Below are 23448 nucleotides of genomic sequence, written 5' to 3' on the forward strand. Positions count from 1 at the left end.
GGCCGGGGCAGTCCGGGCCGCGCGCGTCCGAGGGTCTGCGGTCCGCGCCCGGGCGTCAGCCGGTGAGGGCCCCCGCGTTCGGCCCCCGCACTCGGCCCGCGCCCCCCGCCCGCGGCCCCGCGCACTCGGCCCGGGGCCTCCGCCCTTGGGCCGGGGCAGTCCGGGCCGCGCGCGTCCGCGGGTCTGCGGTCCGCGCCCGGGCGTCAGCCGGTGAGGGCTCCCATCACCTCGCGCAGCTGCGCGAGCGGTTCCGGGCCGCAGACGCGGACCACGACCGTCTCCGCGCCCGCGTCGCCGAGGGAGCGGATGGCCGTCGCGGCCTCCTCCGGCGTACCCCCGGCGGCGAACGTCTCCGACACGTCGCGGCCGAGCCACTCGGCGTGGCCGCGCACGGCCTCCCGCAGGGCGGGCGCAGCCGCCTCGCCCAGGCCCAGGAACGTGAACACGGTGATCGTGTGGTCGCCGTCGGCGCCACCCCGCTCCGCCGCCGCCCGGGCCGCGCGGAGGTCCTGCGGCCCGTGGCCCTCGGCCACGAGCGTCCCCTGGGCGGCGCGGCCCGCCAACTCCAGGGACTTGGGCGAGACGACGCCCGCGATCACCTGAGGCGCCGCGTCCTTCGCGGGCGGGTGGACCAACTCCACACCGTCGATGCGCAGTTCCCGGCCGTCAACGGTGACCCGCTCGCCGCGCAGGAGGCCGCGCAGCGCGCCCAGGGTTTCCTCCAGCAGCGCCAGCGGCGACCGTGGCGCGACCCCGACCTGGCGCATCCACTCCCGCACACCGTGCCCGACCCCGGCCACCAGCCGACCGGGGAAGACCCGCGCCAGCGTCGCGATCTCCATCGCCAGCAGCGCGGGGCTGCGCAGCGGCGCCGGCGCGATCCCCAGTCCGACCCGCAGCCGTTCCGTCGCGCCCAGCGCGACCGCCGCAGCCGAGATCCCGCCGTTCCACCCCAGGTCCTCGACCACCCACAGGTCGTCCACCCCCAGCGCCTCGACCTCGCGCGCGAACGCGGGCAGCCCGGCCGGGTCCCAGGCACGGTCGTACATCACACCGATTCGAAGAGCCGTCATGAGCGGCCAAGCTAGCGCCTGCGGGCCTGCGCTGGTGACGACGGCCCGCGCGCGGGCGGAGACCCGTGGGACGGCCGGTGTCACCCGGCAGACCGGCGCGGCGAACACCGCCGCCCGGGGCTTCCACACGGCCTTCGGTTTCGTCGAGGAGGAGGTGCGGCTGACGCTGCCCCTCGGGGGCGGCAGCGGGGGCGGCGGCGCCACGTCGGGACCACACCGTGAGCACGACCGATCATGACGGGGCCGCAGACCTTATCCTCGTGCCATGAGCGAGCAGTCCGTCGAGCTTGACGCCGAAGACAAGAAGATCATCACCCTGGCCCGGTCGGCCCGCGCCCGCAACGGCGTCGCCGAGGGCGCCGCGGTCCGCGACGAGACCGGCCGCACGTATGTCGCCGCGACCGTCTCCCTCCCGTCCCTGCACCTCAGCGCCCTGCAGACCGCCGTCGCCATGGCGGTGGCCAGCGGCGCGAAGAGCCTGGAGGCGGCGGCCGTCGTCAGCGACGCCAACCACCTCGCCGAGCCGGACCTCGCCGCCGCCCGCGACCTCGGCGGCACCGGCACCCCGGTCTACCTGGCCGGCACGGACGCGGTCGTCCGGGACACCGTCGTCGTCGACTGAGGCGGCCTTCGAGTCCGATCTCTTGCCAACGCCCCGAGGCCGACTAGGGTCGGGGCGTCGGTGTTCGCGCGGTGCCGAGCGGCGGTGGGGGAGCAGACGTGATGAAGGGCGTCGCGTTCATCTGTGGCGTGCTGTTCGTGCTGATGGGCATGGGCCACTGGCAGCAGGACAACAACCCCGGCTGGCTCGCGGTCTCCATCATCGTCGCCGTGTTCACCGTGATCGGCGGCCTGGGTGCGCTGTTCAAGCGCGGCAAGTAGTGCGCAGGCGCACCAGCGCTCGCGGCCTGCGCTCCCACGTTCGGGTGAGTGATCAGCAAAAGGCTCTGGGTACGCTGATCGGGACGACGAGGATCTGGCCCATGGGAGCAACGATGACCGTCGCACCGACGAACACCCCGACGTGGCCGATCCCGCCCGAGGGCGGCTGGACCGCGGCCGATCTCGACAGGCTCCCCGACCTGCCTCCGCACACGGAGCTTCTCGACGGGAACCTCGTCTTCATGAGCCCACAGCGCAACTTCCACAACTACGCGATCAACTTGCTCCAGTACGGGCTGCTGGCCGCGCGTCCTGTGGATCTCGCCGTCATCCGGGAGATGACGGTCACGCTGGGCAAGCGCGACCGGCCGGAGCCGGATCTCATGATCGTGCCGCGGGCGGCCGTCATCGACGACCAGCAGTCCGACTACCGGCCGGAGGACGTACTGCTCGCGGTGGAGGTCGTCTCACCGGATTCGGTCGAGCGCGACCGCGACGTCAAGCCGCGCAAGTACGCGGGCGCGGGCTTTCCCCACTACTGGCGGGTCGAGAACGAGAAGGGCGAGCTCGCCGTGCACGTCTTCGAACGGGAGGAGACGACGAGCAGCTACGCGCCGCAGGGCATCTTCCGTGGCCGCCTCACGCTGGAGGTGCCGTTCCCGATCGACATCGACCTCACCGACCCGCAGCGCTGGCTCTGACCACACCCCTTCCCCGCGTAGGGGAGAATGGCCGTATGAGTTCTACCCAGCAGCACCGTTCGGGTTTCGCCTGCTTCGTCGGGCGGCCCAATGCCGGCAAGTCCACGCTCACCAACGCGCTCGTCGGCACCAAGGTTGCGATCACCTCCGACCGTCCGCAGACCACCCGCCACACCGTGCGCGGCATCGTGCACCGCCCCGACGCGCAGCTCGTCCTCGTCGACACACCCGGGCTCCACAAGCCCCGCACGCTGCTCGGCGAGCGCCTCAACGACGTCGTGCGGACGACCTGGGCCGAGGTCGACGTCATCGGCTTCTGCCTTCCCGCCGACCAGAAGATCGGCCCCGGCGACAAGTTCATCGCCAAGGAGATCGCCGGGATCAAGCGCACCCCCAAGGTCGCCATCGTCACCAAGACCGACCTCGTCGACTCCAAGCGCCTGGCCGAGCAGCTGCTCGACGTGGCCAAGCTGGGCGCGGAGCTCGGGATCGAGTGGGCGGAGATCGTTCCGGTCTCGGCGAAGGACGGCCACCAGGTCGAGCTGTTGGTCGACCTCCTCGTCCCGCTGCTGCCTGAGGGCCCGACGCTCTACCCGCACGGGGACCTCACCGACGAGCCCGAGCAGATCATGGTCGCCGAGCTGATCCGCGAGGCCGCACTGGAGGGCGTCCGCGACGAGCTGCCGCACTCCCTGGCGGTCGTGGTCGAGGAGATGATCCCCCGCGAGGGCCGCCCCGCGGACCGCCCACTGCTGGACATCCACGCGAACGTCTACATCGAGCGGCAGAGCCAGAAGGCCATCGTCATCGGCACCCGCGGCGCCCGCCTCAAGGCGGTCGGCACCGCCGCCCGCAAGCAGATCGAAGCCCTGCTCGGCACGCCGGTCTTCCTCGACCTGCACGTGAAGGTCGCGAAGGACTGGCAGCGCGACCCGAAGCAGCTCAGGAAGCTGGGCTTCTGAGCGGCAGTTGCACTCACCTCAGGGGCGCGGGGCTCTGCTGACCTGCGGCTCCGCCGCCTGTGCGCGAGCAACCACCCGGTGCGGATGGCCTTGCGCGGCCCCGGACCGTTCGCTCGTCAGCGGCTTGTCAACTGCTCTCCCGCACCGCAATCCGCGCGCTGCCCAGCGCGTGGGTCTCCGGCGGGGTGTCCGGTTCGCGGATGAGGCGGTCGATGAGGTCCGCCAGCGCGAGCCCCTTGGGCAGGGAGACGTGGACCGACGTCAGGCGGGGCCGCAGAACGCGGGCCAGCATGAGGTCGTCCGCGCCGACGAGGGCCGCGTCCGACGGGACGGAGACGCCCGCGTCCTGGAACGCGGCCAGGACCAGGGCCGCGTACTCGTCGTTGTAGCAGAACAGCGCCGTCAGCCCGAGTGAGGGCCAGCGCGCGGCCAGGGCCGCCGCCGACTCCTCGGTGTAGTCGAGGTCCAGCGGCTCGACGCGGACGTCCGCGCGGTCCGCGGCCTCCCGCAGCCCGGCGAGCCGGGGGCCGCTGAAGCGGCGCAGCGTGGCGTCGGTCGGCATGAGGACGCCGATCGCGCGGTGGCCTCGGGCCACCAGGTGCTCGCCGGCCGTCGCGCCGACGCCGCTCTGGTCGAGGATGAGCGAGTGCGCACCCGGGACGGGGCGCTCGGTGAGGGCGAGGACGGCGCGGGTGCCCGAGCGCTTGAGGATCTCCACGCCCTCGGGCGTCAGGTCGTCGGTGACGCCGGTGATGACCGCCGTCGGGCGCAGTTCGGCCCAGGCGCGGGCGATCTCGCGGCCGGAGAGGTCGCCGCGGGTGCCGTAGAGGACCGCAGTGTAGCCGTGGTCGCGCAGGCCCGCGCGCAGATCGGTGAAGAACTCGTTGAAGAGCGGCCCGAAGGTGATCTCCGGGGCGGCCATCAGCACCAGGCCGGTGTGACCGGCGCGCAGGGAGCGCGCGGCCGCGTGGGGGACGTAGCCCAGCTGGTCGGCCGCGGCGCGCACGCGCAGCCGGGTCTTCTCGCTGACCCGCCCGCCCGCCGTGTCGTTCAGCACGTAGGAGACGGTGGCCCGGGAGACGCCCGCGAGGCGGGCGACGTCCGCGCTTGTGGGCGCGGTTGATGACGTTTCGCTCATGGCGGTCCACATCTTTGCAGACTCGTCGGGTCCAGGGGCTGGTCTTGGGTCAAAACCAATGCTAGACATGTGCTTACACGAGTCAGGTGACACGTGTAAGCAAGCGCCTCACAAGGAGCGGCGCGGGGTTGCGAGACCCCAGCCGCGGCGGACCCCCTCGACCGACCGCGGCATCCCCACCCACCAGCTCCTAGTCAGGAACCAGGAGGGCGACGTGGCCCTTTCCGAACCGACCCCCACCCCGGCGCCGGCAGCCGTGACCGCACCCCACGACGCTGCCGACGCGGACGACGCGAGACCCTCCAGAGGCCTGCTGCCGCTGCTCTTCGGCGGCAACACGGCGATGTACGCGCTCTATGTCGGCGTCGGCGGCATCCTGCTGCCGCTCCAGATCGAGAAGATCGCCCCGCACGACAAGGTCGCCATGCTGGGCCTGGTCGCCGGGGTGAGCGCGGTCTTCGCCACCGTCTTCAACCCGGTCGCGGGCGCGCTCTCGGACCGGTCCGGGCGCCGCAACCCGTGGATCCTCGGCGGCGGTCTGCTCGCCGTGCCGGCGATGATGTTGCTGGGCGCGGTGAACTCGATCCTGCTCGTCACCCTCGGCTGGTGCCTCGGGCAGGCCGTCATGAACGTCTACCAGGCGGCGATCACCTCGGTGATCCCGGACCGGGTGCCCGTCGCGCGCCGCGGCACCGCCTCGGCCGCCGTCGGGCTCGGCGTGCCGGTCGGCTCCATCCTTGGCGTGCTGGTCGGCGGCGGGTTCTCCGGCCACTTCGCCACCGGGTACCTCGTGCTCGGCCTGGTCGTCGCGGTCGCCGCCGTGCTCTTCACCTCCCTCGGCAAGGAGACGCCGCGTCCGCCCAAGGCGCCGGCCGGGTTCGGCGAGCAGGTCCACGCCTTCGCGGACAGCCTCAGGGCGCACGACTTCCGCTGGGCGTTCGTCGGCCGGGCGCTGCTCGTGCTCGGCTACTTCGCCGTCAGCGGCTACCAGCTCTACGTCCTGCAGGACCACATCCGCCTGCCGCACGGCATGAGCGCGACTGCGGCGGCCGCCGTGCTGACACCGGTCAACAGCGTCGCCATGGTCGTCTCGATCGCGGTCTGCGGACCGCTCTCGGACCGGCTCGACCGGCGCAAGCTCTTCGTCGGCATCTCGGCCGCGGCCTCCGGGCTGGCCGTGCTGATCCCCATCGGCAGTCCGACCTTCGCCGGGATGGTCGTCTTCTCCGTCGTCAACGGCCTCGCCTTCGGCTGCTTCTTCGCCGTCGACAACGCGCTGGTCACCCTCGTCCTGCCGAAGGCGGAGGACGCCGCCCGCGACATGGGCGTGCTGAACGTCGCCAACGCCGGACCGCAGATCGTGGCGCCGTTCGTCGCCTCGACGCTGGTCGGCCTCGGCGGTTACGACCTGCTCTTCGCCGCGGGCGGCGTGCTCGCCGTGCTCGGCGCCCTGGCCATCCGACCCATCCGCTCCGTCCGCTGAGATCCGGCGGACGCGCGATCCTGAAAGGCACACGCACCAGATGAAGCTCAACACCCGTGAGTGGGGCACCGGCGACCGCCTGGCCCTGCTCGTCCACGGCGTCATGTCCGACTCCCGTACCTGGCGTCTGGTCGCCCCGGCGCTCGCCGACCGCGGCTACCGCGTGATCGCGGTCGACCTGCGCGGACACGGCGCGTCCGAGCGCGGCGAGTACACCCCCGAACTGTTCGCGCAGGACCTGGTCGACACCCTGCCGGTCGGCGCCGACCTCGCGATCGGGCACTCCCTCGGCGGCCTCACCCTCTCCCTCGCCGTCGACCGGCTGCGGCCGAAGCGCGCGGTCTACTCCGACCCGGGCTGGAACATCCCGGCTGCGGGCGACGAGTTCGACCCGGCGATGTTCGTGCAGTTCGCCGAGCACGCCACGCGGGAGTCCGTCGCCGCGATGAACCCGCGCTGGGCTCCGGAGGACGTCGAGGTCGAGCTGGAGACGCTGGCCGTGTGGGACCGGGCCACGATCGGCATGCTCGGCGAGGCCGGCGGGCACTCGATGATGCCCACCGGGCCGGTCGTCCCCTCGCTCGTCCAGGTCGCGGACCCGAGCTTCCTGCTCTCCGCCGGGGACCAGGAGACGCTGCGCGAGCGCGGTTTCGAGGTCCGGGTGGTGAAGGGCGCCGGCCACACCGTCCACCGCGACGACTTCGACGGGTTCATGGCCTCGCTCGACGGCTGGATCTGACGGAGAGTTGAAGAGGCGGCAACCGGGGGAGTGAGAAAGGATGCATGAGAGATGACACCCGATCAGCAGCGTGAGACGGCCGTCGAGGCGGCGCTCGGCAAGCTGGACCTGACCGCCAAGGTCGCCCTGCTCGCCGGCGCGGACATGTGGTCGCTGCCGGCCGACGACGACATCGGCCTGGGCCGGCTGGTGATGTCCGACGGGCCGGCCGGCGTGCGCGGCGAGAACTGGACACCGGACGACCCGTCCGTCTCGGTGCCCTCGCCGACCGCGCTGGCGGCCGCGTGGAGCCCGGAACTGGCGCACCGCACGGGCCAGTTGCTGGCTCAGGAGGCACGCCGCAAGGGCGCGCACGTGGTGCTGGCGCCGACGGTCAACCTGCACCGCAGCCCGCGCGGCGGACGGCACTTCGAGGCGTACTCGGAGGATCCGCTGCTCACCGGAGAGCTGGGCGCGGCCTTCGTGTCCGGCGTCCAGTCCGGCGGCGTCGGCACCACGCCCAAGCACTTCGTGGCCAACGACTCCGAGACCGACCGCTTCACCGTCGACGTCCGCGTGGACGAGCGGACGCTGCGCGAGCTCTACCTCGCGCCGTTCGAGGCCATCGTGCGCAAGGCCTCGCCGTGGGGTCTGATGGCCGCGTACAACAAGGTCAACGGCGACTTCATGACCGAGCACCAGGAGCTGAACAACGACGTCCTGCGCGGCGAGTGGGGCTTCGACGGGATGCTCGTCTCGGACTGGACCGGCGCCCGCGACACCGTCCGCGACGCGCTGGCGGGCCTGGACGTCGCCATGCCGGGCCCCGGGACCGTCTACGGCGAGCATCTGGTCCGCGCGGTACGCGACGGACTGGTGCCCGAGGAGACCGTCGACGGGCTGGCCCGCCGCGTGCTGCGGCTGGCCGCCCGCGTCGGCCTGCTGGAGGGCGCGCCCGCCGCCGTCCCGGCCGAGGACCTGCCCGCGCCGATCGACGGCGAGGCCCTGGCCCGCGAGGTCGCCGCGGCGGGCATGGTGCTGCTGGCCAACGACGGCGTGCTGCCGCTCGGCGGCGGCAGCGACCAGGGCATCGGCACGATCGCGCTGATCGGCCAGGCCGCGCAGGAGGCGCGGATCGGCGGCGGCGGATCCGCGCAGGTCTTCCCGACGCACGTGGTCAGCCCGCTGGAGGGCCTGCGGTCCGCACTGCCGCAGGGCGCCGCGCTGGCCTACGCCGTCGGCGCGGACCCGAACGTCCACCTGCGCCCGCTCGCCGCTCGCACCGAGGCCCGGTTCCTCGGCCGCGACGGCGCGGAGCTCGGCACGGCCTCGCTGCCCGACGGCGCGGCGCGCTGGATCGGTCAGCTGCCCGCCGGCCTCTCCTTCGCGGACCTCGCGGCGGTCGAGCTCACCGGCACGCTCCGGCCCGGCCGGGCGGGCCTGCACCGGCTCGGCATCCGCGGCGTCGGCCGCTTCGTCCTGGAGGCGGACGGGGCGGTCCTCTTCGACGACGCGGTGCGGCCGGAGGGCGAGGACCCGGCAGCGGCCTTCCTCAACCCGCCGGAGCGCGTCTTCGACCTGGAGGTCGCCGACGCGGGCGCGCCGGTGACGCTGAGGCTGCGGCACGTGCTGCCCGAGAGCGGCGGCTTCGCCGGCTTCGGCCTGGTCTCCTTCACCCTCGGCCACGGCGAGCCCGTTGGCACCGCCGACGAGCTGCTGGAGGAGGCCGTCTCGACGGCGGCCGCCGCCGACGTGGCCGTGGTCGTCGTCGGCACGACCGAGGAGGTCGAGAGCGAGGGCGTCGACCGCGTGTCGCTGGCCCTGCCTGGCCGTCAGGACGAGCTCGTGGCCCGCATCGCGGAGGCCAACCCGCGCACGGTGGTCGTCGTCAACGCCGGCGCGCCGGTGCTGATGCCGTGGCGGGACCGGGTCGCGGCGGTGCTGCTGGCCTGGTTCCCGGGCCAGGAGGCGGGCGCGGCGCTGGCCGACGTCCTCACCGGCGCCCGCGAGCCGGGCGGCCGCCTGCCCACCACCTGGCCCGCCGACGAGGCCGACGTCCCGGTCGGCGACGTCGAGCCCGTCGAGGGACGGCTGGACTACGCGGAGGGCCTCTTCGTCGGCTACCGCGCCTGGCAGCGCCCGGGGAGCGCCGCCCCGGCCTACTGGTTCGGCCACGGCCTGGGCTACACGGAGTGGACCTACGAGGGCCTCGACGTGCGGGTGCTGCCCGCGCCGACGGGCGACGACCCGTACGCCGCGGCCGTGGAGGCGGTGGTCCGGCTGCGCAACACCGGCGCACGGGCCGGACGCGAGGTCGTCCAGCTCTACTTGTCCCCGGACGGCTCGGACGCGTCGCGGCCGCGGACCGCGCTTGCCGGCTTCGCGGCCGTGACCGCGGAGCCGGGGGAGCAGGCGGAAGCGCGCGTCCGGGTGCCGCTGCGTGCCTTCCAGACCTGGACGGACGGGACCTGGACCGCCCGCCCGAGCGTCTACCGGATCCAGGCCGGCCGCAGCGTGGCCGACCTGCCCCTGACCGTCACCGCGGAGGTGCCTCTCCGCGGCTGACGCAGCACACCGTCCCCGCGTCCCCCGGCCCGTGCCTGGGCCCCGGACGCGGGGACGGTGGCTTCCGTCCGCGGTCGCGCGGTCGTGCGCGGGGACGTCACTCGCGGAGGTCAGCTGCCGTTCAGTACCAGGGATATCAACGACCGCTGCGAGGACGTGAGTTGGGGGTCGGCACAGTAGCCGGTCGGGCGGCCGTCGACGGTGATGGCGTAGGCGAAGTGCGGGGCGTGCGGAAGGCCCAGGGAGGGGTTGCGACCGCAGGCGCCGAGGGCCTCGCGCACCAGGGCGTGGATGTGGGGAGCGTCAGGGCGACCCTCGGTGTCGAGCAGGGCCCAGTGCTCCGTCGTGGCGGACCCGCCGGTGCGGGTGACCATGATGCGCATAGTAATCAGTGTGCTCCGAGGAGCGACGAAAGAGGAGAGCTTTCTGCCCTTGACTCTTGACCGCGAGCAGTCCACCCAGGGGGGCAGTGGTCCAGACCTCCCGTCTCACCAAGCGGACTACCGGCGGGTTTCGCTTAGCTCTCCGTCGCGTCTGGGTTACTCTGGCAGACATCATGCGTAGCGGTCTGCTTCTTCTTAGCTGCCGCGGCGAGGGCCCGAGTTGATCGAGGCCGACTCCCTCGCCGCGGGGGTGGGTGCTGCGCGTTAGTTGATTTCCGCAGCCGTCGGCCGCCTCTCGGAGCGACGAGCATCAGGAGACTCACCCACCATGAGCCAGCAGCCCTTCAACGAGCGTCCCACCCCGATCACCGCAGCGACCGTTCGCCAGCAGCCGTCAGGGATGCCGTTCCAGCGCTACGTACCCTTCGGCACCGTCGACCTGCCGGACCGCACCTGGCCGAGCAAGGTCATCACCAAGGCCCCCCGCTGGCTGTCGACCGACCTGCGCGACGGCAACCAGGCCCTGATCGACCCGATGTCCCCGGCCCGCAAGCGCGCCATGTTCGACCTGCTGGTCAAGCTGGGCTACAAGGAGATCGAGGTCGGCTTCCCCGCCTCCGGCGCCACCGACTTCGACTTCGTCCGCTCGATCATCGAGGACGGCGCGATCCCCGAGGACGTGACCATCTCCGTCCTGACCCAGGCCCGCGAGGAGCTGATCGAGCGCACGGTCGAGTCGCTGCGCGGCGCCCCGCGCGCCACGGTCCACCTGTACAACGCGACCTCGCCCCTGTTCCGCCGGGTGGTCTTCCACGCCTCCAAGGACGAGATCAAGCAGATCGCCGTCGACGGCACCCGCCTGGTCATGGAGTACGGCGAGAAGATCCTGGGCGACGACACGATCTTCGGCTACCAGTACTCGCCGGAGATCTTCATCGACACCGAGCTGGACTTCGCCCTGGAGGTCTGCGAGGGCGTCATGGACGTCTGGCAGCTGGGCGAGGGCCGCGAGATCATCCTGAACCTGCCGACCACCGTCGAGCGCTCCACGCCGAACGTCTACGCCGACAAGATCGAGTGGATGTCGCGCAACCTGTCGCGCCGCGAGTTCGTCGCGCTGTCGACCCACCCCCACAACGACCGCGGCACCGGCGTCGCCTCGGCCGAGCTGGCCGTGATGGCCGGCGCCGACCGCGTCGAGGGCTGCCTGTTCGGCCAGGGCGAGCGAACCGGCAACCTGGACCTGGTCAACGTCGCGCTGAACCTGTTCTCGCAGGGCGTCGACCCCGAGGTGGACCTGTCCCAGATCGACGAGATCCGGCGCACCTGGGAGTACTGCAACCAGATGACGCTGGCCGAGCGCCACCCCTACGTCGGCGACCTGGTCTACACGTCCTTCTCCGGCTCGCACCAGGACGCGATCAAGAAGGGCTTCGACGCCCTGGAGGCGGACGCGGCCGCGGCGGGCGTGCCGGTCGGCACGTACACCTGGGGCGTCCCCTACCTGCCGATCGACCCGAAGGACGTGGGTCGCTCGTACGAGGCGGTCATCCGGGTCAACAGCCAGTCCGGCAAGGGCGGCGTCTCCTACGTCCTGAAGAACGACCACAACCTGGACCTGCCGCGCCGGATGCAGATCGAGTTCTCGAAGATCATCCAGGCCAAGACGGACGCGGAGGGCGGCGAGGTCACGCCGGCGCAGATCTGGGCCGTCTTCGAGGACGAGTACCTGCCCACCCCCGACGCGCCCTGGGGCCGCATCCAGCTGCGCTCGCACCAGGCCTCCTCGGCCGCGGACGGCACCGAGACCATCACGGTCGACGCGGTCGTCGACGGTGCGAACGTCACCCTGGAGGGCACCGGCAACGGCCCGGCCGACGCGTTCGTCCGCGCGCTGAGCCAGGTTGGCGTCGGCGTCGACGTCCGGGTCCTGGACTACGCCGAGCACACCCTGAGCCAGGGCTCGGGGGCCCAGGCCGCGGCGTACTGGGAGTGCGCGGTCGACGGCAAGGTCGTCTGGGGCGTCGGCATCGACACCTCGATCGTCCGCGCCTCGATCAAGGCGATCGTCTCCGCCGTCAACCGCGCGCAGCGCTAGTCACTCAAGGGGAAGTTTCGCCTTCCTCAGGGGCGCGAGGACTGCGCGACAAGCCACCCTGAGTGGTGAGTCGCCGCACGAGCAGGGCCATCCGCATGCCGGTGGTTGCTCGCGCTGTTCCTCGCGTCCCTTTCGGGCTCGTCGGGGGTGCTGACAGGGCGTCATCTGCGTGGCAGCATCATTGCTCAGTCGGGACGGCGACGGGGCGGTCTCGGCCGACGCAGGCAGGAGCCCAACGTGGCGCACGTGGTCGCTGTCTCAGCCCGGTGGCATACCGAGCTGCTCGGGGAGTTCTACTGCCTCGCCTGCGGCGGCGACCGCAACTACCGCAGACAGCGCGGCCGCAACTGGCTCCGGCTGGCGGGGATCCCGCTGCTGCCCCTGCGCCGCACCGCGGCGACGCTGCAGTGCACCTCCTGCCGGCACCGGTACGGGCTGGACGCGCTCGCCCACCCCACCTCCGGCCAGCTCCTGGCCCTGCTGCGCAACGCGCAGCACGCCGTGGCGCTCGCCGTGCTCGCCGCCTCCGGCGGGCCGGGGGCGGCACCCGCGGTGAAGGAGAGCGCGATCAGCGTGCTGCGTGAGGCCGGCTGGGCCGACCTCGACGAACCGGGACTGCTCGCGGACCTTGCCGCCTCGACCGAGGAGGAGGACCCGCTGGGAGAGGTCTGCGGCTGCGGCAGCGCCCTCGTCGTCGAGCTGCACACCGCGATCGAGCCGCTCGTGCCGCACCTGCTCGGGCCGGGGCTGACCCGGGTGCTGACCCAGGGCGCGCTGGTCGCGCTCGCGGACGGGCCCTACCGGCCCGCCGAGCGGTCGGTACTGCGGGCGATCGGGCAGTGCCTCGGCTTCAACCGCGAGGAGACCGACGCGACCCTCGCGGTCGCGGCACGCACCCTTCGCCCCTGAGAGTGGTCCCGAGCACCGGGGCCGACGCGTCAGAATGGACCCATGAGTCTGATCCGGGACGACGGGGTGGTGCTGCGCACCCAGAAGCTGGGCGAGGCGGACCGGATCATCACCATCCTGACCCGGCAGCACGGCCGGGTCCGCGCGGTGGCGCGCGGGGTGCGCAAGACGAAGTCGAAGTTCGGCGCCCGGCTCGAGCCCTGCTCGCATGTGGACGTGCAGTTCTTCTGCCGCGGGGACGAACTCGTCGGGCGCCATCTCGCGCTGTGCACCCAGGTCGAGACGATCTCCCCCTACGGGGGCCGGATAGCGGTCGACTACGACCGCTGGACCGCGGCCTCGGCGATGCTGGAGACCGCGGAGCGCTTCACCGAGAACGAGGGCGAGCCCGCCGTCCAGCAGTACCTGCTGCTCGTCGGCGCGCTGCGCACCCTCGCGAGCGGCGAGCACGAGCCGCACCTGGTCCTCGACGCGTTCCTGCTGCGCTCGCTCGCGGTCAACGGCTACGCGCCGTCCTTCGCGGCCTGCGCGGCCTGCGGGCTGCCGGGGCCGAACCGCTTCTTCTCCGTGCAGACCGGCGGAGCGCTGTGCTCCGACTGCCGGGTGCCGGGGAGTGTCGTACCCTCCCCTGAGACACTGGAGCTGCTGGGCGCGCTGCTGTCCGGCGACTGGGAGACCGCGGACGCCTGCGAGCCGCGGCACCGCCGCGAAGGCAGCGGGCTGGTCGCCGCCTACGTCCAGTGGCACCTGGAACGCGGGCTGCGTTCGCTCCGGTACGTGGCCCACTAAGGCATCCGTCGGCAATTCGTCGTAGCAGACGTAGCAGAGAAGAAGTAGGGCACATGGCTGTGGCACGGCGCGGACTCTTCGGCGGCAAGCGGACCCGGGAGTACCTCCCGCCCGCCCCGCACCCCAGCGGCGCGCAGCCGCCCAAGATCCCGGGTGAGCTGGTCCCCGAGCACGTCGCCATCGTCATGGACGGCAACGGCCGCTGGGCCAAGGAGCGCGGGCTGCCGCGCACGGAGGGGCACAAGGTCGGCGAGGCCGTCGTGCTCGACGTGCTCAAGGGCTGCCTGGAGCTGGGCGTCAAGAACCTCTCGCTCTACGCCTTCTCCACCGAGAACTGGAAGCGCTCGCCCGACGAGGTCCGCTTCCTGATGAACTTCAACCGCGACGTGATCCACCGCCGCCGCGACGAGATGAACGACATGGGCATCCGCATCCGCTGGGCGGGCCGCATGCCCAAGCTGTGGAAGTCCGTGGTCCAGGAGCTGCAGGTCGCCGAGGAGATGACCCGCGACAACGACGCCATGACGCTGTACATGTGCGTCAACTACGGCGGCCGCGCCGAGATCGCGGACGCGGCGGCGGCGCTGGCCAAGGACGTCGCGGAGGGCCGGCTCGACCCGTCCAAGGTCAACGAGAAGACCTTCGCGAAGTACATGTACCACCGTGACATGCCGGACGTGGACCTGTTCATCCGCCCGAGCGGCGAGCAGCGCACGTCCAACTTCCTGATCTGGCAGTCCGCCTACGCCGAGATGGTGTTCCAGGACGTGCTCTGGCCGGACTTCGACCGGCGCGACCTGTGGCGGGCGTGCGAGGAGTTCGCCATGCGCGACCGCCGCTACGGCGGGGCGCTGCCGAACGAGGTCCCGGCGCAGCCGGGCCCCGTCCGGACCTGAGGCCGGGCCGCAGGAGCCGTCAGCCCTCCGACGTGTCGGCGGACCGTGTCGCCCGGGCGGCGCAGTTCGCGCAGGTGCCGAAGATCTCCAGGGTGTGCGCGACGTCGACGTAGCCGTGCTCGCGCGCGACGCCCTCGGCCCAGCGCTCCACGGCCGGGCCCTCGACCTCGACGGTCCGGCCGCAGGAGCGGCAGACCAGGTGATGGTGGTGGCCGCTGCTGCACCGGCGGTAGACGGCCTCGCCCTCGTCGGTCCGCAGCACGTCGATCTCTCCGGCGTCGGCGAGCGACTGCAGGGTGCGGTAGACCGTGGTCAGGCCGACCGAGTCGCCCCGATGCTTGAGCAGGTCGTGCAGCTCCTGTGCACTGCGGAAGTCGTCGATCTCCGCGAGCAGGGAGGCGACGGCGGTGCGCTGACGGGTCGACCTTGCTGGGGACGACGGGTTCGCGGGGGTCACCGGCTCTCCTGCGGCTTCTTGTCGGTTTGATGGCGGGGGACGCGAGTCCTCCCGGGCAATTGTGCCAGTCCGTGCTCGCACGGGAGCGTTTCGTACGACAGCATTCACATGAAAACGATTTTCAATCTACCACGGATTTGAAACGTTCCCCGCGCCGCCCGGTAGCCTGTGATAACCGCGTGCATGGAAATCCATCCTTGACCGCTTCGTCGTACCTGAAGAGAGCACTGTGGCCGCCGACAAGATCGACACCATCGTCAGCCTGAGCAAGCGCCGTGGCTTCGTCTACCCCTGCAGTGAGATCTACGGCGGTCAGCGCGCCGCCTGGGACTACGGACCGCTCGGTGTGGAGCTCAAGGAGAACATCAAGCGCCAGTGGTGGCGTGCGATGGTCACCGGCCGCGAGGACGTCGTCGGTCTTGACTCCTCGGTGATCCTCGCGCGCGAGGTGTGGGAGGCGTCCGGCCACGTCGCCACCTTCAACGACCCGCTGACCGAGTGCACCTCCTGCCACAAGCGCTACCGCGCGGACCACCTGGAGGAGGCGTACGAGGCCAAGCACGGCAAGCTCCCGGCCAACGGCCTCGCCGACGTCAACTGCCCGAACTGCGGCACCAAGGGCCAGTTCACCGAGCCCAAGCAGTTCTCCGGCATGCTCAAGACCCACCTGGGCGTGACCGAGGACGCCTCCGGCCTGGCGTACCTCCGCCCGGAGACCGCGCAGGGCATCTTCATCAACTTCGCCGCGGTGCAGACCACCTCGCGCAAGAAGCCGCCGTTCGGCATCGCCCAGACCGGCAAGAGCTTCCGCAACGAGATCACGCCGGGCAACTTCATCTTCCGCACCCGCGAGTTCGAGCAGATGGAGATGGAGTTCTTCGTCAAGCCGGGCGAGGACGAGAAGTGGCACGAGTACTGGCTGCAGGAGCGCTGGGACTGGTACACGGGCCTCGGCCTGCGCGAGGAGAACATCCGCTTCTTCGAGCACCCGAAGGAGAAGCTGTCCCACTACGCCAAGCGCACCGTGGACATCGAGTACCGCTTCAACTTCGGCGGCAACGAGTTCGGTGAGCTGGAGGGCATCGCCAACCGCACCGACTACGACCTCGCCTCCCACAGCGAGGCCTCGGGCGTGGACCTCAAGTACTTCGACCAGGAGTCCGGCGAGCGCTGGTACCCCTACGTCATCGAGCCGGCCGCCGGTGTCAACCGCGCGATGCTCGCCTTCATGCTCGACGCCTACCGCGAGGACGAGGCGCCGAACGCCAAGGGCGTCATGGAGAAGCGCGTCGTCATGCGGCTCGACCCGCGCCTCTCCCCGGTCAAGGTCGCGGTGCTGCCGCTGTCCCGCAACGCGGACCTCTCCCCGAAGGCCCGCGGCCTGGCCGCGGACCTGCGCAAGTTCTGGAACGTCGAGTTCGACGACGCCGGCGCGATCGGGCGGCGTTACCGCCGCCAGGACGAGATCGGCACGCCGTTCTGCATCACCGTCGACTTCGACACCCTCGAGGACAACGCGGTGACGATCCGCGACCGCGACACCATGGAGCAGACCCGCGTCTCCCTCGACCAGGTCCACCAGTTCCTCGCCCCGAAGCTCCTGGGCTGCTGATCCCGCGTTCCCGCAGGTAGTTGCACCTATGAGGGGCGCGGGGCTGTGCCCGATCTGCGGCTCCGCCGCGTGGGCGCGACTTCGGTCAGGAGTGCTCCTGCAGGTAGTTGCACCTATGAGGGGCGCGGGGAACTGCGCGACAAGCCACCCACGTGCGGATGGTCCTCATCGAACAGGGCCATCCGCACAGGGTGGTTGTTCGCGCAGTTCCCCGCGCCCCTGTTGCGGTTGTTCGCCCGCGCAAGTTCCCCGCGCCCCTGTTGTGGTTGCTCGCCGCGCACAGGCTCCGCACGCCCCGTTCGGTCGCTAGCGCGACCAGCCGGCGCGGACGCGGAGCTTTGTGGGGGTGCCGTCAGGGGCGTGGGCGATGACGCGGGCGGCGTCGCCCTCGGCGAGGGCGAGCCAGAAGCCGCCCGGGGTGGTGATCGCTCCGAGGAGCGTCGCGCCCGCACGGCCGAGCGTCAACGCGGGGGCCGTGCCGTCGGGACAGACGTGGCCCCAGGCCAGCACACTCGCGCGGCCCTCGCGCGACCCGCGCCTTGCGCCGCGCAGCAGTTGGGGGGAGAAGTCCGTCTCCACCATCACGTCCAGCAGCAGGCCGTTGTTGTAGACCTCCAGCGCCCGGCGGCCCCGCGTCGCGCGGGCGAAGCGCACCGACCAGGGGGAGTCCAGCAGCGGCAGACCGCGGAACTCCAGGTCCAGCGCGCTCGGTTCGCCGAGTTCGGTGTCGTTCACCGTTCCGCTCCCATCGGGTCGTTCTGGCCTACGGTGTCCAAGACTTCCGGATCCGGCGGCGAAGCGCGGTAGCGCTGGTCGCCGTTTCGAGGGTGGTGCCTGCTCCACCCTGAGACGGACTCAGGGTCCATGGCGACCGTGATCATCAGCCCCTAGCCTTGGGCGCATGCTCTTCCTCCTGACGGTCCGCCGACTCCTCGCGCCTTACGGGCGCCAGGGTCTGCGGGACGTCGCCTTCCTCGCCTCGGCGGTGCCGCCGGCGCTGATACCCGCGTGCGTGTGGCTGATCTGGCCGCGGGGAGAGGCGCTGATGGCCGTGCCCGTGGCGGTGCTCCTGCTGGTGCCGTGGCTGACGAGGATTCACCGCAGTCGTTTCCGTTCGCTCCTGGGGCTGGAGATCCCGGTCGTCCCGCCGGTGCGGCCGCGTCGGCGCGCGCTGACCGAGGAGACGACCTGGCGGCAGTTTCTCTACCACCTCCTGGTGAACACCGCGGTGGCCGCGTACGCGGCGGGTGTGCTGGTCGTCGCGACCGGCGGGTTCGTGCTCGTGAGCCTGCCGGCCTGGTACTGGGCCCTGCCGAGCGACACGTCGACGTCCGCGCCGACGCCGGGTCTGCTGCCCGGGCCGGTGAACCCGCACCAGAGCCTCACCTGGCTGATCGTGCTCGGCTCACTCGCGCTGGTGCTCGTGCCGTGGCTGGTGCTGCTGGGACGGGTGCTGGACACCCGCGCCGCTGCGGGCCTGCTCGGGCCCAGCCGCACCCGTGAACTCGCCCGCCGGGTCGAGGACCTGGCCGAGAGCCGCGCCGAGGTCGTTGACGCCGCGGACGCCGAACGCCGCCGGATCGAACGGGACCTGCACGACGGCGCGCAGCAGCGACTGGTCTCGCTGGCGATGAACCTCGGGCTGGCCAAGCGCATGCTGCGGAACCTCTCCGCCGAGGAGCAGGGGGCGCGGGCGATGGAGGTGATCGACGAGGCGCACCGTGAGGCGCAGGCCGCCATCGCCGAACTGCGCGACCTGGTCCGGGGCCTGCACCCGGTGGTGCTGGAGGACCGCGGCCTGGACGCCGCTCTCTCGGGGATCGCGGCCCGGGCGCCGCTGCCGGTCAGACTGGAGGTGCGGCTGGACCGCCGCGCCGCGCCGGCCGTCGAGGCGGTGGCCTACTTCGTGGTGTCGGAGGCGTTGGCCAACATCGCCAAGCACGCCCGTGCCTCGCGCGCGGAGGTGTCGGTCCGCGAGCAGGTGGCGCGGACCGGGTCGGTCCTGGTCATCACCGTGACCGACGACGGGGTGGGCGGAGCCGACCCGGGCAAGGGCAGCGGCCTCGTGGGCCTGCGCCAGCGAGCGGCGTCCGTGGACGGGACGCTGCGGATCACCAGCCCCCTCGGGGGACCGACGACTCTTCATGTGGAGCTGCCGTGCGCGCTGTAATCGCCGAGGACTCCGTCCTGCTGCGGGTGGGACTGGTCAAGGTTCTCGAGGCCGTCGGCTACACGGTCGTCGCGGCCGTGGACGACGCCGAGCAGCTGCTCGCGGCGGTCGAGGAGCACCGGCCGGACGTCGTCGTGACGGACGTGCGGATGCCGCCCGGCTTCACCGACGAGGGGGTGCGGGCCGCCCTGATGATCCGCCGTCAGTGGCCGACCGTCGCGGTCCTGCTGCTGTCCCAGTACGTGGAGGAGCGCTACGCGGCCGATCTGCTCACGGGCGACCACCGGGGCATCGGCTACCTGCTCAAGGAGCGGGTGGCCAACGTCGACGACTTCCTCGACGCACTGGAGCGCGTCGCCGCGGGCGGCACGGCGCTGGACCCGGAGGTCGTCTCGCAGCTGCTGCTGCGCCGCCAGAGCGGGCCGCTGGACCAGCTCACCCCGCGCGAGCGGGAGGTCCTGGGCCGGATGGCCGAGGGCCGTTCCAACGCCGCGATCGCGCGTGAACTCGTGGTCAGCGAGAGCGCGGTGGCCAAGCACATCAACAGCATCTTCATGAAGCTGGACCTGCCCCCGACGGAGGGCGAGCACCGCCGGGTGATGGCCGTGCTGCGCTTCCTGGACGCATGAGGGAACAGAAACCGATGATCATCAGGCAGAGGGCGGTCTGGTGGGTGCTTTCCGCCGTCGTCGTCGCGGTGACCGCGACGCTGACGGCCGGAGCGATGGTGAGCTGGATGGTGCAGCGGACCAGCGCGCCCGCGACGAAGGTCTATCCGGCCGCGCAGATCAGGTCCGTACAGCTGAACACCGGCTCCGCGGACGTGCAGATCACCGCGGCGAAGGACGGCAGGGCGACCGTGAAGCAGAAGCTGCGCTGGGAGTTCACCCAGCCACAGGTGACCGAGCACCTCGATCCGACCAGCGGCACGCTGTTGGTCAACGCGAACTGCGGCGCGTTGAAGTTCCTCGGCGACAGCGGGTGCAGCGTGCAGCTGGACATCGCGGTGCCGTCGACCGTGGCGGTCAACGCCGAGATCGACTCCGGAAGCCTGCGCGTCACCGACGTCTCGGGCCCCGTCACGGCTGTGGCCGACTCCGGTGAGATCGACCTGCACCGCGTCAGCGGCGCCCTCGACGTCCGCGTCGGCTCCGGCCAGATCAGCGGCACGTCCCTGCGCAGCGGCAAGGTCGCGGCGCGGGCGGACTCGGGCCAGGTCGACCTCGACTTCGCCGCAGCGCCCACGTCCGTCACGGCGCACGCCACCTCCGGCGAGGTACAGGTGACCGTCCCCCACGGCACGACGTACCACGTCGACGCGACCGCCCCCAGCGGCGGCACCTCGGTGGACCCGGCCCTCGTCTCGCCCTCGGCGACCGGCACGATCACCGTCTCGGTCACCAGCGGCGAGGCGGACGTGCAGTACCGCCGGTAGCCGCTACTGCCCTGCGGCCAGCCGCTCGCGCGCCTCCATCAGGGCGAAGCCCAGCAGGTTGAGGCCGCGCCAGCGCTTCGGGTCGGTGGCCGCGTCGTTGGCCACGCCGAGGCCGATGCCCCAGACCCGGTCGAGCGGGCTGGCCTCGACCAGGACGCGTCGGCCGGTGCCGAGCAGGTACTGACGCAGCGCGGGGTCCTGGCCGAACTTGGCCACGTTGCCCCGGACCACCAGCTCGAACCGCTCGGCGGCCCAGCGCTCCTCGACGAAGCCGGAGACTTTGCGCCCCAGCACCTTGGCCTCGGCCGGCGTGCGGGCGGCGAGTATCAGCGGCACCGACGCCTCGTCACCGAAGAGCCGGGCCTTGGCCGCCATCATCCAGTGCTCGGCGCTGGTGTACCAGGCGCCGTCGACCGTGAACCGGCAGGGCCACCACTGACTCAGCGCCCCCTGGCCGACCGAACCGTCCCTCTGCGGCTGATGCCCCCAGAACATCAACCACTTGGGACGCGCGCCGGCCGCCACGAGGGCGGCCAGCTCCTCCCGGCTACGGGCTTGTTCCGGGTGTTCGTGGATGGTGATGTCGTTCCGCTTCATGCCCGCGATCCTGGCATTCGGCACTGACAAGCTGCCACGCGTTATCCACAGCCCGCACCGGGTCCATCGCCCTCACCCGACCGAGCGCGGCAGGCGCGTCGACAGGGCGACGACCAGGAAGGTCGCGGCGAACTGGAGGCCCAGCACGAGGGTCAGCGCGTCCCGCATGCCCATGGAGGGGGCCAGCGAGAGGAAGAGGGTGCCGAGGGTGGCGACGCCGAGGGCGAGGGAGGACTGCTGGGTGGTGGCGAGGATCCCGCCGCCGACTCCGGCGCGCTCGACCGGGATCTGGCTCAGCACCAGGCGGATGAGCGGCGGCATGACCAGACCCTGGCCGGTGCCCGCGATCACCATGCCGGGCAGCAGCACCCAGGGGCTGATGCCGGACCAGTCGTTCGCGACGGTCAGCGCGAGCACCCCGAGGCCGACGGCCTGGATGACGGCGCCGGTCACGATGACGCGGGAGCCGAAGCGGGCCAGCAGGCGCGGACCGGCCAGCGAGGCGGCGAAGAATCCGGCGGCCATCGGCACCATCGCGAAGCCGGAGGCGATCGGGCCCTCGTGCAGGCCGACCTGGAGCGCGACGGCCATCACCATCATGAAGCCGCCGAAGCCGGCGAAGAACGGCACGGCCATGGTCAGGCCGACCTTGAGCCCGCGCAGCCTGAGCAGCGAGATCGGGATCAGCGGCACATCGCCGCGCCGCTCACCACGGCGCTCGACGACCACGAAGGAGGTGAGCAGGACGGGGAAGAGCGCCAGCAGCACCCAGGTCCAGACGGGCCAGCCGAGCGAACGGCCCTCCATCAGCGGGACCAGCAGCGCCAGCAGCGAGGCGGCCAGCAACACGGTGCCGGGCACGTCGACGCGGGCCGGGTTGGCGGAGCGGGTCTCCGGGACGGTGCGCAGCGCGAGCACCACCGCGACCAGTGCGACCGGCACGTTGACCAGGAAGATGAACCGCCAGCCGGTGCCGAAGAGGTTCGCGGAGAGCAGCACGCCGCCCAGCACCTGGCCGATGACGACGGCGATGCCGCCGACCGCACCGTAGACGCCCATGGCCTTGGCCCGGCGCTCGCCCTCGGTGGCGGCCTGGATGGTGGCCAGCGCCTGCGGCAGCATCAGCGCGGCCGAGGCGCCCTGGGCGACCCGGGCGGCGACGAGCGCCAGTGCGGTCGGGGCGAAGCCGCAGGCCGCGGACGTGAGACCGAAGAGCAGCGCGCCGGCGACGAACAGCTTCTTGCGGCCGTACAGGTCGCCGAGTCTGCCGCCGAGCACGAGCAGCACCGCGTAGGCGATGCCGTAGCCGGCGACGAAGAGCTCCAGCGTCGCAGGGCCGGCCTTCAGGTCCCGGTCGATGGTGGGCAGGGCGACGTTGACGATGAAGAAGTCGAGCATCGGCAGGAACGCGCCGAGCAGGACGGTGACCAGGCCCAGGGTGCTGAGCCGGCCGGAACCGCTGGTTGCGGGGGCAGGGGCGGGGGCGCTGCCGCCGAGCCGGACGACCCGCGGGAGCACGGTGGCCCGGGTGGGTGTCGCGGCAGTCTGCTGAGGTGTGGTGTGGATCGTCACGACCACTACTGTCCGCCGTTCAGTACCCTGGTACCAGGGTCTGCTTATCCTGGTACTCGCAGTACCTGGCAACGGGATGAAATTGGTTGCATCCTGGAATACATGACCACCGCACCCGCGTCCAGCCTCGAACTCGTCCCGCCGCTCGGCAAGCCCGACGACCTGCGCCGCCGGGAGCTCGGCGCGTTCCTGCGGAGCCGCCGCGAGCGCATCTCACCCGAGCAGGTCGGCCTGCCCAGCATCGGCCGCCGCCGCACGCCGGGGCTGCGCCGCGAGGAGGTCGCGCAGCTCGCCGCCGTCGGCGTCACCTGGTACACGTGGCTGGAGCAGGCCCGCGACATCCAGGTCTCCCCGCAGGTGCTCGACGCGATCGCGCGGGGCCTGCTGCTGGACCAGGTCGAGCGGCAGCACCTGTTCGCGCTGGCCGGCGCCGCCGACCCGACGGGCGGGCCGAAGTCGTGCCCGGTGGTCACCCCGCCCGTCCGCGCGGTGCTCGACCAGCTCTCACCGATGCCCGCGGTGGTGCTCAACGCGCGCTTCGACATCATCGGCTTCAACGACGTCTACTCCCGGCTGCTCGGCGGCCTGGAGCGCTTCGACGCCGAGCACCGCAACATCATGTGGCTGGCCTTCACCGAGCCGAGCTGGCGTGAGCTGCTCGTCGACTGGGAGACGGCGGCGCGCGGCATGACGGCCAAGTTCCGCGTCGCGCTCGCCGAGCACGTGGCCGAGCCCAAGTACAAGTCGCTGCTCAAGCGTCTGCTGCTGGCCTCGCCCGAGTTCGCCGAGGCGTGGGAGCACCACGACGTCACCGCCACCTCCGAGGGCACCAAGCGGTTCCTCAACAGCAGGGTCGGCCTGCTGAACTTCGAGTACACCAACCTCTGGCTCGGACCGCGGCCCGGCTACCGGATGATCACCTACGTCCCGGCAGACCCGGAGACCAAGGCGCGCGTGGAGCAACTGGCGGCAATGGGACAATAGAGGTTCTGCCCGCTGCCGGACCGA

General features: G+C 71.9%; 24 protein-coding genes. 17 read left to right on the top strand and 7 right to left on the bottom strand.

The genetic code is table 11. The features are described 5' to 3' along the window. Positions 1–203: 203 nt before the first annotated feature. Entirely contained in the window at positions 204–1073 is an 870-nt protein-coding gene (locus TR49_RS28405; protein WP_042386743.1) for an LLM class flavin-dependent oxidoreductase, read from the bottom strand. Between TR49_RS28405 and TR49_RS28410 the strand changes: the two genes are divergently transcribed. The 5 genes from TR49_RS28410 to era all read left to right on the top strand — a co-directional run bounded on the left by TR49_RS28410 (position 1072) and on the right by era (position 3618). Further along, the gene (locus TR49_RS28410; RefSeq protein WP_152627502.1) at positions 1072–1311 is read left to right on the top strand and encodes an N-acetyltransferase; all 240 of its coding nucleotides are present in this window, start codon (positions 1072–1074) and stop codon (positions 1309–1311) included. The two genes, TR49_RS28405 and TR49_RS28410, sit on opposite strands and share 2 nt — an antisense overlap. Positions 1312–1338: 27 nt before the next feature. Beyond that, positions 1339–1695 carry a cytidine deaminase-like protein gene (locus tag TR49_RS28415; protein WP_042386745.1) on the top strand — a complete coding sequence of 119 codons (357 nt, stop codon included), beginning with the start codon at positions 1339–1341 and terminating at the stop codon, positions 1693–1695. Between the two features lie 101 nt (positions 1696–1796). Beyond that, positions 1797–1955 carry a hypothetical protein gene (locus TR49_RS44055; protein WP_160311648.1) on the top strand — a complete coding sequence of 53 codons (159 nt, stop codon included), beginning with the start codon at positions 1797–1799 and terminating at the stop codon, positions 1953–1955. A 101-nt stretch (positions 1956–2056) separates the two neighbouring features. Next, positions 2057–2656, top strand: a complete 600-nt coding sequence (locus TR49_RS28420; RefSeq protein ID WP_236653569.1) for a Uma2 family endonuclease — start codon at positions 2057–2059, stop codon at positions 2654–2656. 35 nt (positions 2657–2691) lie between these two features. After that, complete coding sequence (era, locus tag TR49_RS28425; RefSeq protein WP_042386748.1) at positions 2692–3618, top strand: GTPase Era; 927 nt, start codon at positions 2692–2694, stop codon at positions 3616–3618. 127 nt (positions 3619–3745) lie between these two features. On the opposite strand, the gene TR49_RS28430 is transcribed toward era, so the two are convergent. Continuing rightward, positions 3746–4756, bottom strand: a complete 1011-nt coding sequence (locus TR49_RS28430; RefSeq protein WP_042386837.1) for a LacI family DNA-binding transcriptional regulator — start codon at positions 4754–4756, stop codon at positions 3746–3748. Between the two features lie 214 nt (positions 4757–4970). On the opposite strand from TR49_RS28430, the gene TR49_RS28435 reads away from it, so the two are divergent. The 3 genes from TR49_RS28435 to TR49_RS28445 are packed head-to-tail and all read left to right on the top strand — an operon-like array spanning position 4971 to position 9522. Next, on the top strand, positions 4971–6239 hold the full coding sequence (locus tag TR49_RS28435) for an MFS transporter (protein WP_052434721.1): 1269 nt from the start codon (positions 4971–4973) through the stop codon (positions 6237–6239). 40 nt (positions 6240–6279) lie between these two features. Then, positions 6280–6978: an alpha/beta fold hydrolase gene (locus TR49_RS28440; protein ID WP_042386750.1), complete on the top strand. Its 699-nt coding sequence runs from the start codon at positions 6280–6282 to the stop codon at positions 6976–6978. Positions 6979–7029: 51 nt separating this feature from the next. Further along, positions 7030–9522, top strand: coding sequence for a beta-glucosidase family protein (locus tag TR49_RS28445; protein WP_042386751.1), 2493 nt, complete (start codon positions 7030–7032; stop codon positions 9520–9522). Positions 9523–9632: 110 nt separating this feature from the next. Here TR49_RS28445 and TR49_RS28450 read toward each other — a convergent pair whose 3' ends face one another. Further along, positions 9633–9896 (bottom strand): protealysin inhibitor emfourin, encoded by a 264-nt coding sequence (locus TR49_RS28450; RefSeq protein ID WP_439654138.1) that lies wholly within the window; start codon positions 9894–9896, stop codon positions 9633–9635. A gap of 337 nt (positions 9897–10233) precedes the next feature. Here TR49_RS28450 and leuA point away from each other — a divergent pair, with 337 nt between their 5' ends. From leuA to TR49_RS28470, 4 genes are all read left to right on the top strand, one after another. Next, positions 10234–12003, top strand: a complete 1770-nt coding sequence (gene leuA, locus TR49_RS28455; protein ID WP_042386753.1) for a 2-isopropylmalate synthase — start codon at positions 10234–10236, stop codon at positions 12001–12003. Positions 12004–12249: 246 nt separating this feature from the next. Next, positions 12250–12912 (top strand): hypothetical protein, encoded by a 663-nt coding sequence (locus TR49_RS28460; protein ID WP_042386840.1) that lies wholly within the window; start codon positions 12250–12252, stop codon positions 12910–12912. 42 nt (positions 12913–12954) lie between these two features. Further along, positions 12955–13701, top strand: a complete 747-nt coding sequence (recO, locus tag TR49_RS28465; protein WP_042386755.1) for a DNA repair protein RecO — start codon at positions 12955–12957, stop codon at positions 13699–13701. Positions 13702–13760: 59 nt separating this feature from the next. Next, the gene (locus TR49_RS28470) at positions 13761–14597 is read left to right on the top strand and encodes an isoprenyl transferase (RefSeq protein ID WP_042386842.1); all 837 of its coding nucleotides are present in this window, start codon (positions 13761–13763) and stop codon (positions 14595–14597) included. 19 nt (positions 14598–14616) lie between these two features. Here the strand turns inward: TR49_RS28470 and TR49_RS28475 are convergent, their stop codons facing one another. Further along, positions 14617–15054 carry a Fur family transcriptional regulator gene (locus TR49_RS28475; protein WP_042386756.1) on the bottom strand — a complete coding sequence of 146 codons (438 nt, stop codon included), beginning with the start codon at positions 15052–15054 and terminating at the stop codon, positions 14617–14619. Positions 15055–15283: 229 nt separating this feature from the next. Here TR49_RS28475 and TR49_RS28480 point away from each other — a divergent pair, with 229 nt between their 5' ends. Further along, a complete protein-coding gene (locus TR49_RS28480) occupies positions 15284–16666 on the top strand; it encodes a glycine--tRNA ligase (RefSeq protein ID WP_042386757.1) in 1383 nt (460 codons plus the stop codon). Between the two features lie 306 nt (positions 16667–16972). On the opposite strand, the gene TR49_RS28485 is transcribed toward TR49_RS28480, so the two are convergent. Next, on the bottom strand, positions 16973–17401 hold the full coding sequence (locus tag TR49_RS28485) for a hypothetical protein (protein WP_042386758.1): 429 nt from the start codon (positions 17399–17401) through the stop codon (positions 16973–16975). A gap of 166 nt (positions 17402–17567) precedes the next feature. Here TR49_RS28485 and TR49_RS28490 point away from each other — a divergent pair, with 166 nt between their 5' ends. From TR49_RS28490 to TR49_RS28500, 3 genes are read left to right on the top strand one after another with little or no spacing between them, the layout of a single operon-like run. Next, a complete protein-coding gene (locus TR49_RS28490; RefSeq protein ID WP_042386761.1) occupies positions 17568–18836 on the top strand; it encodes a sensor histidine kinase in 1269 nt (422 codons plus the stop codon). Continuing rightward, positions 18824–19465: a response regulator gene (locus TR49_RS28495; RefSeq protein ID WP_042386762.1), complete on the top strand. Its 642-nt coding sequence runs from the start codon at positions 18824–18826 to the stop codon at positions 19463–19465. The genes TR49_RS28490 and TR49_RS28495 overlap by 13 nt, the downstream gene beginning before the upstream one ends. A gap of 14 nt (positions 19466–19479) precedes the next feature. After that, positions 19480–20271, top strand: a complete 792-nt coding sequence (locus TR49_RS28500; protein WP_042386763.1) for a DUF4097 family beta strand repeat-containing protein — start codon at positions 19480–19482, stop codon at positions 20269–20271. A 3-nt stretch (positions 20272–20274) separates the two neighbouring features. Here TR49_RS28500 and ybiA read toward each other — a convergent pair whose 3' ends face one another. Both ybiA and TR49_RS28510 read right to left on the bottom strand, forming a co-directional pair. Continuing rightward, complete coding sequence (ybiA, locus tag TR49_RS28505) at positions 20275–20868, bottom strand: riboflavin biosynthesis intermediates N-glycosidase (RefSeq protein WP_042386764.1); 594 nt, start codon at positions 20866–20868, stop codon at positions 20275–20277. Between the two features lie 72 nt (positions 20869–20940). Further along, the gene (locus TR49_RS28510) at positions 20941–22440 is read right to left on the bottom strand and encodes an MFS transporter (protein ID WP_439654139.1); all 1500 of its coding nucleotides are present in this window, start codon (positions 22438–22440) and stop codon (positions 20941–20943) included. A 102-nt stretch (positions 22441–22542) separates the two neighbouring features. Between TR49_RS28510 and TR49_RS28515 the strand changes: the two genes are divergently transcribed. Then, a complete protein-coding gene (locus tag TR49_RS28515; RefSeq protein ID WP_042386766.1) occupies positions 22543–23424 on the top strand; it encodes a helix-turn-helix transcriptional regulator in 882 nt (293 codons plus the stop codon). Positions 23425–23448: the final 24 nt, after the last annotated feature.

Source organism: Streptacidiphilus melanogenes (assembly GCF_000787835.1).
In the GTDB taxonomy this organism is placed as follows: domain Bacteria; phylum Actinomycetota; class Actinomycetes; order Streptomycetales; family Streptomycetaceae; genus Streptacidiphilus; species Streptacidiphilus melanogenes.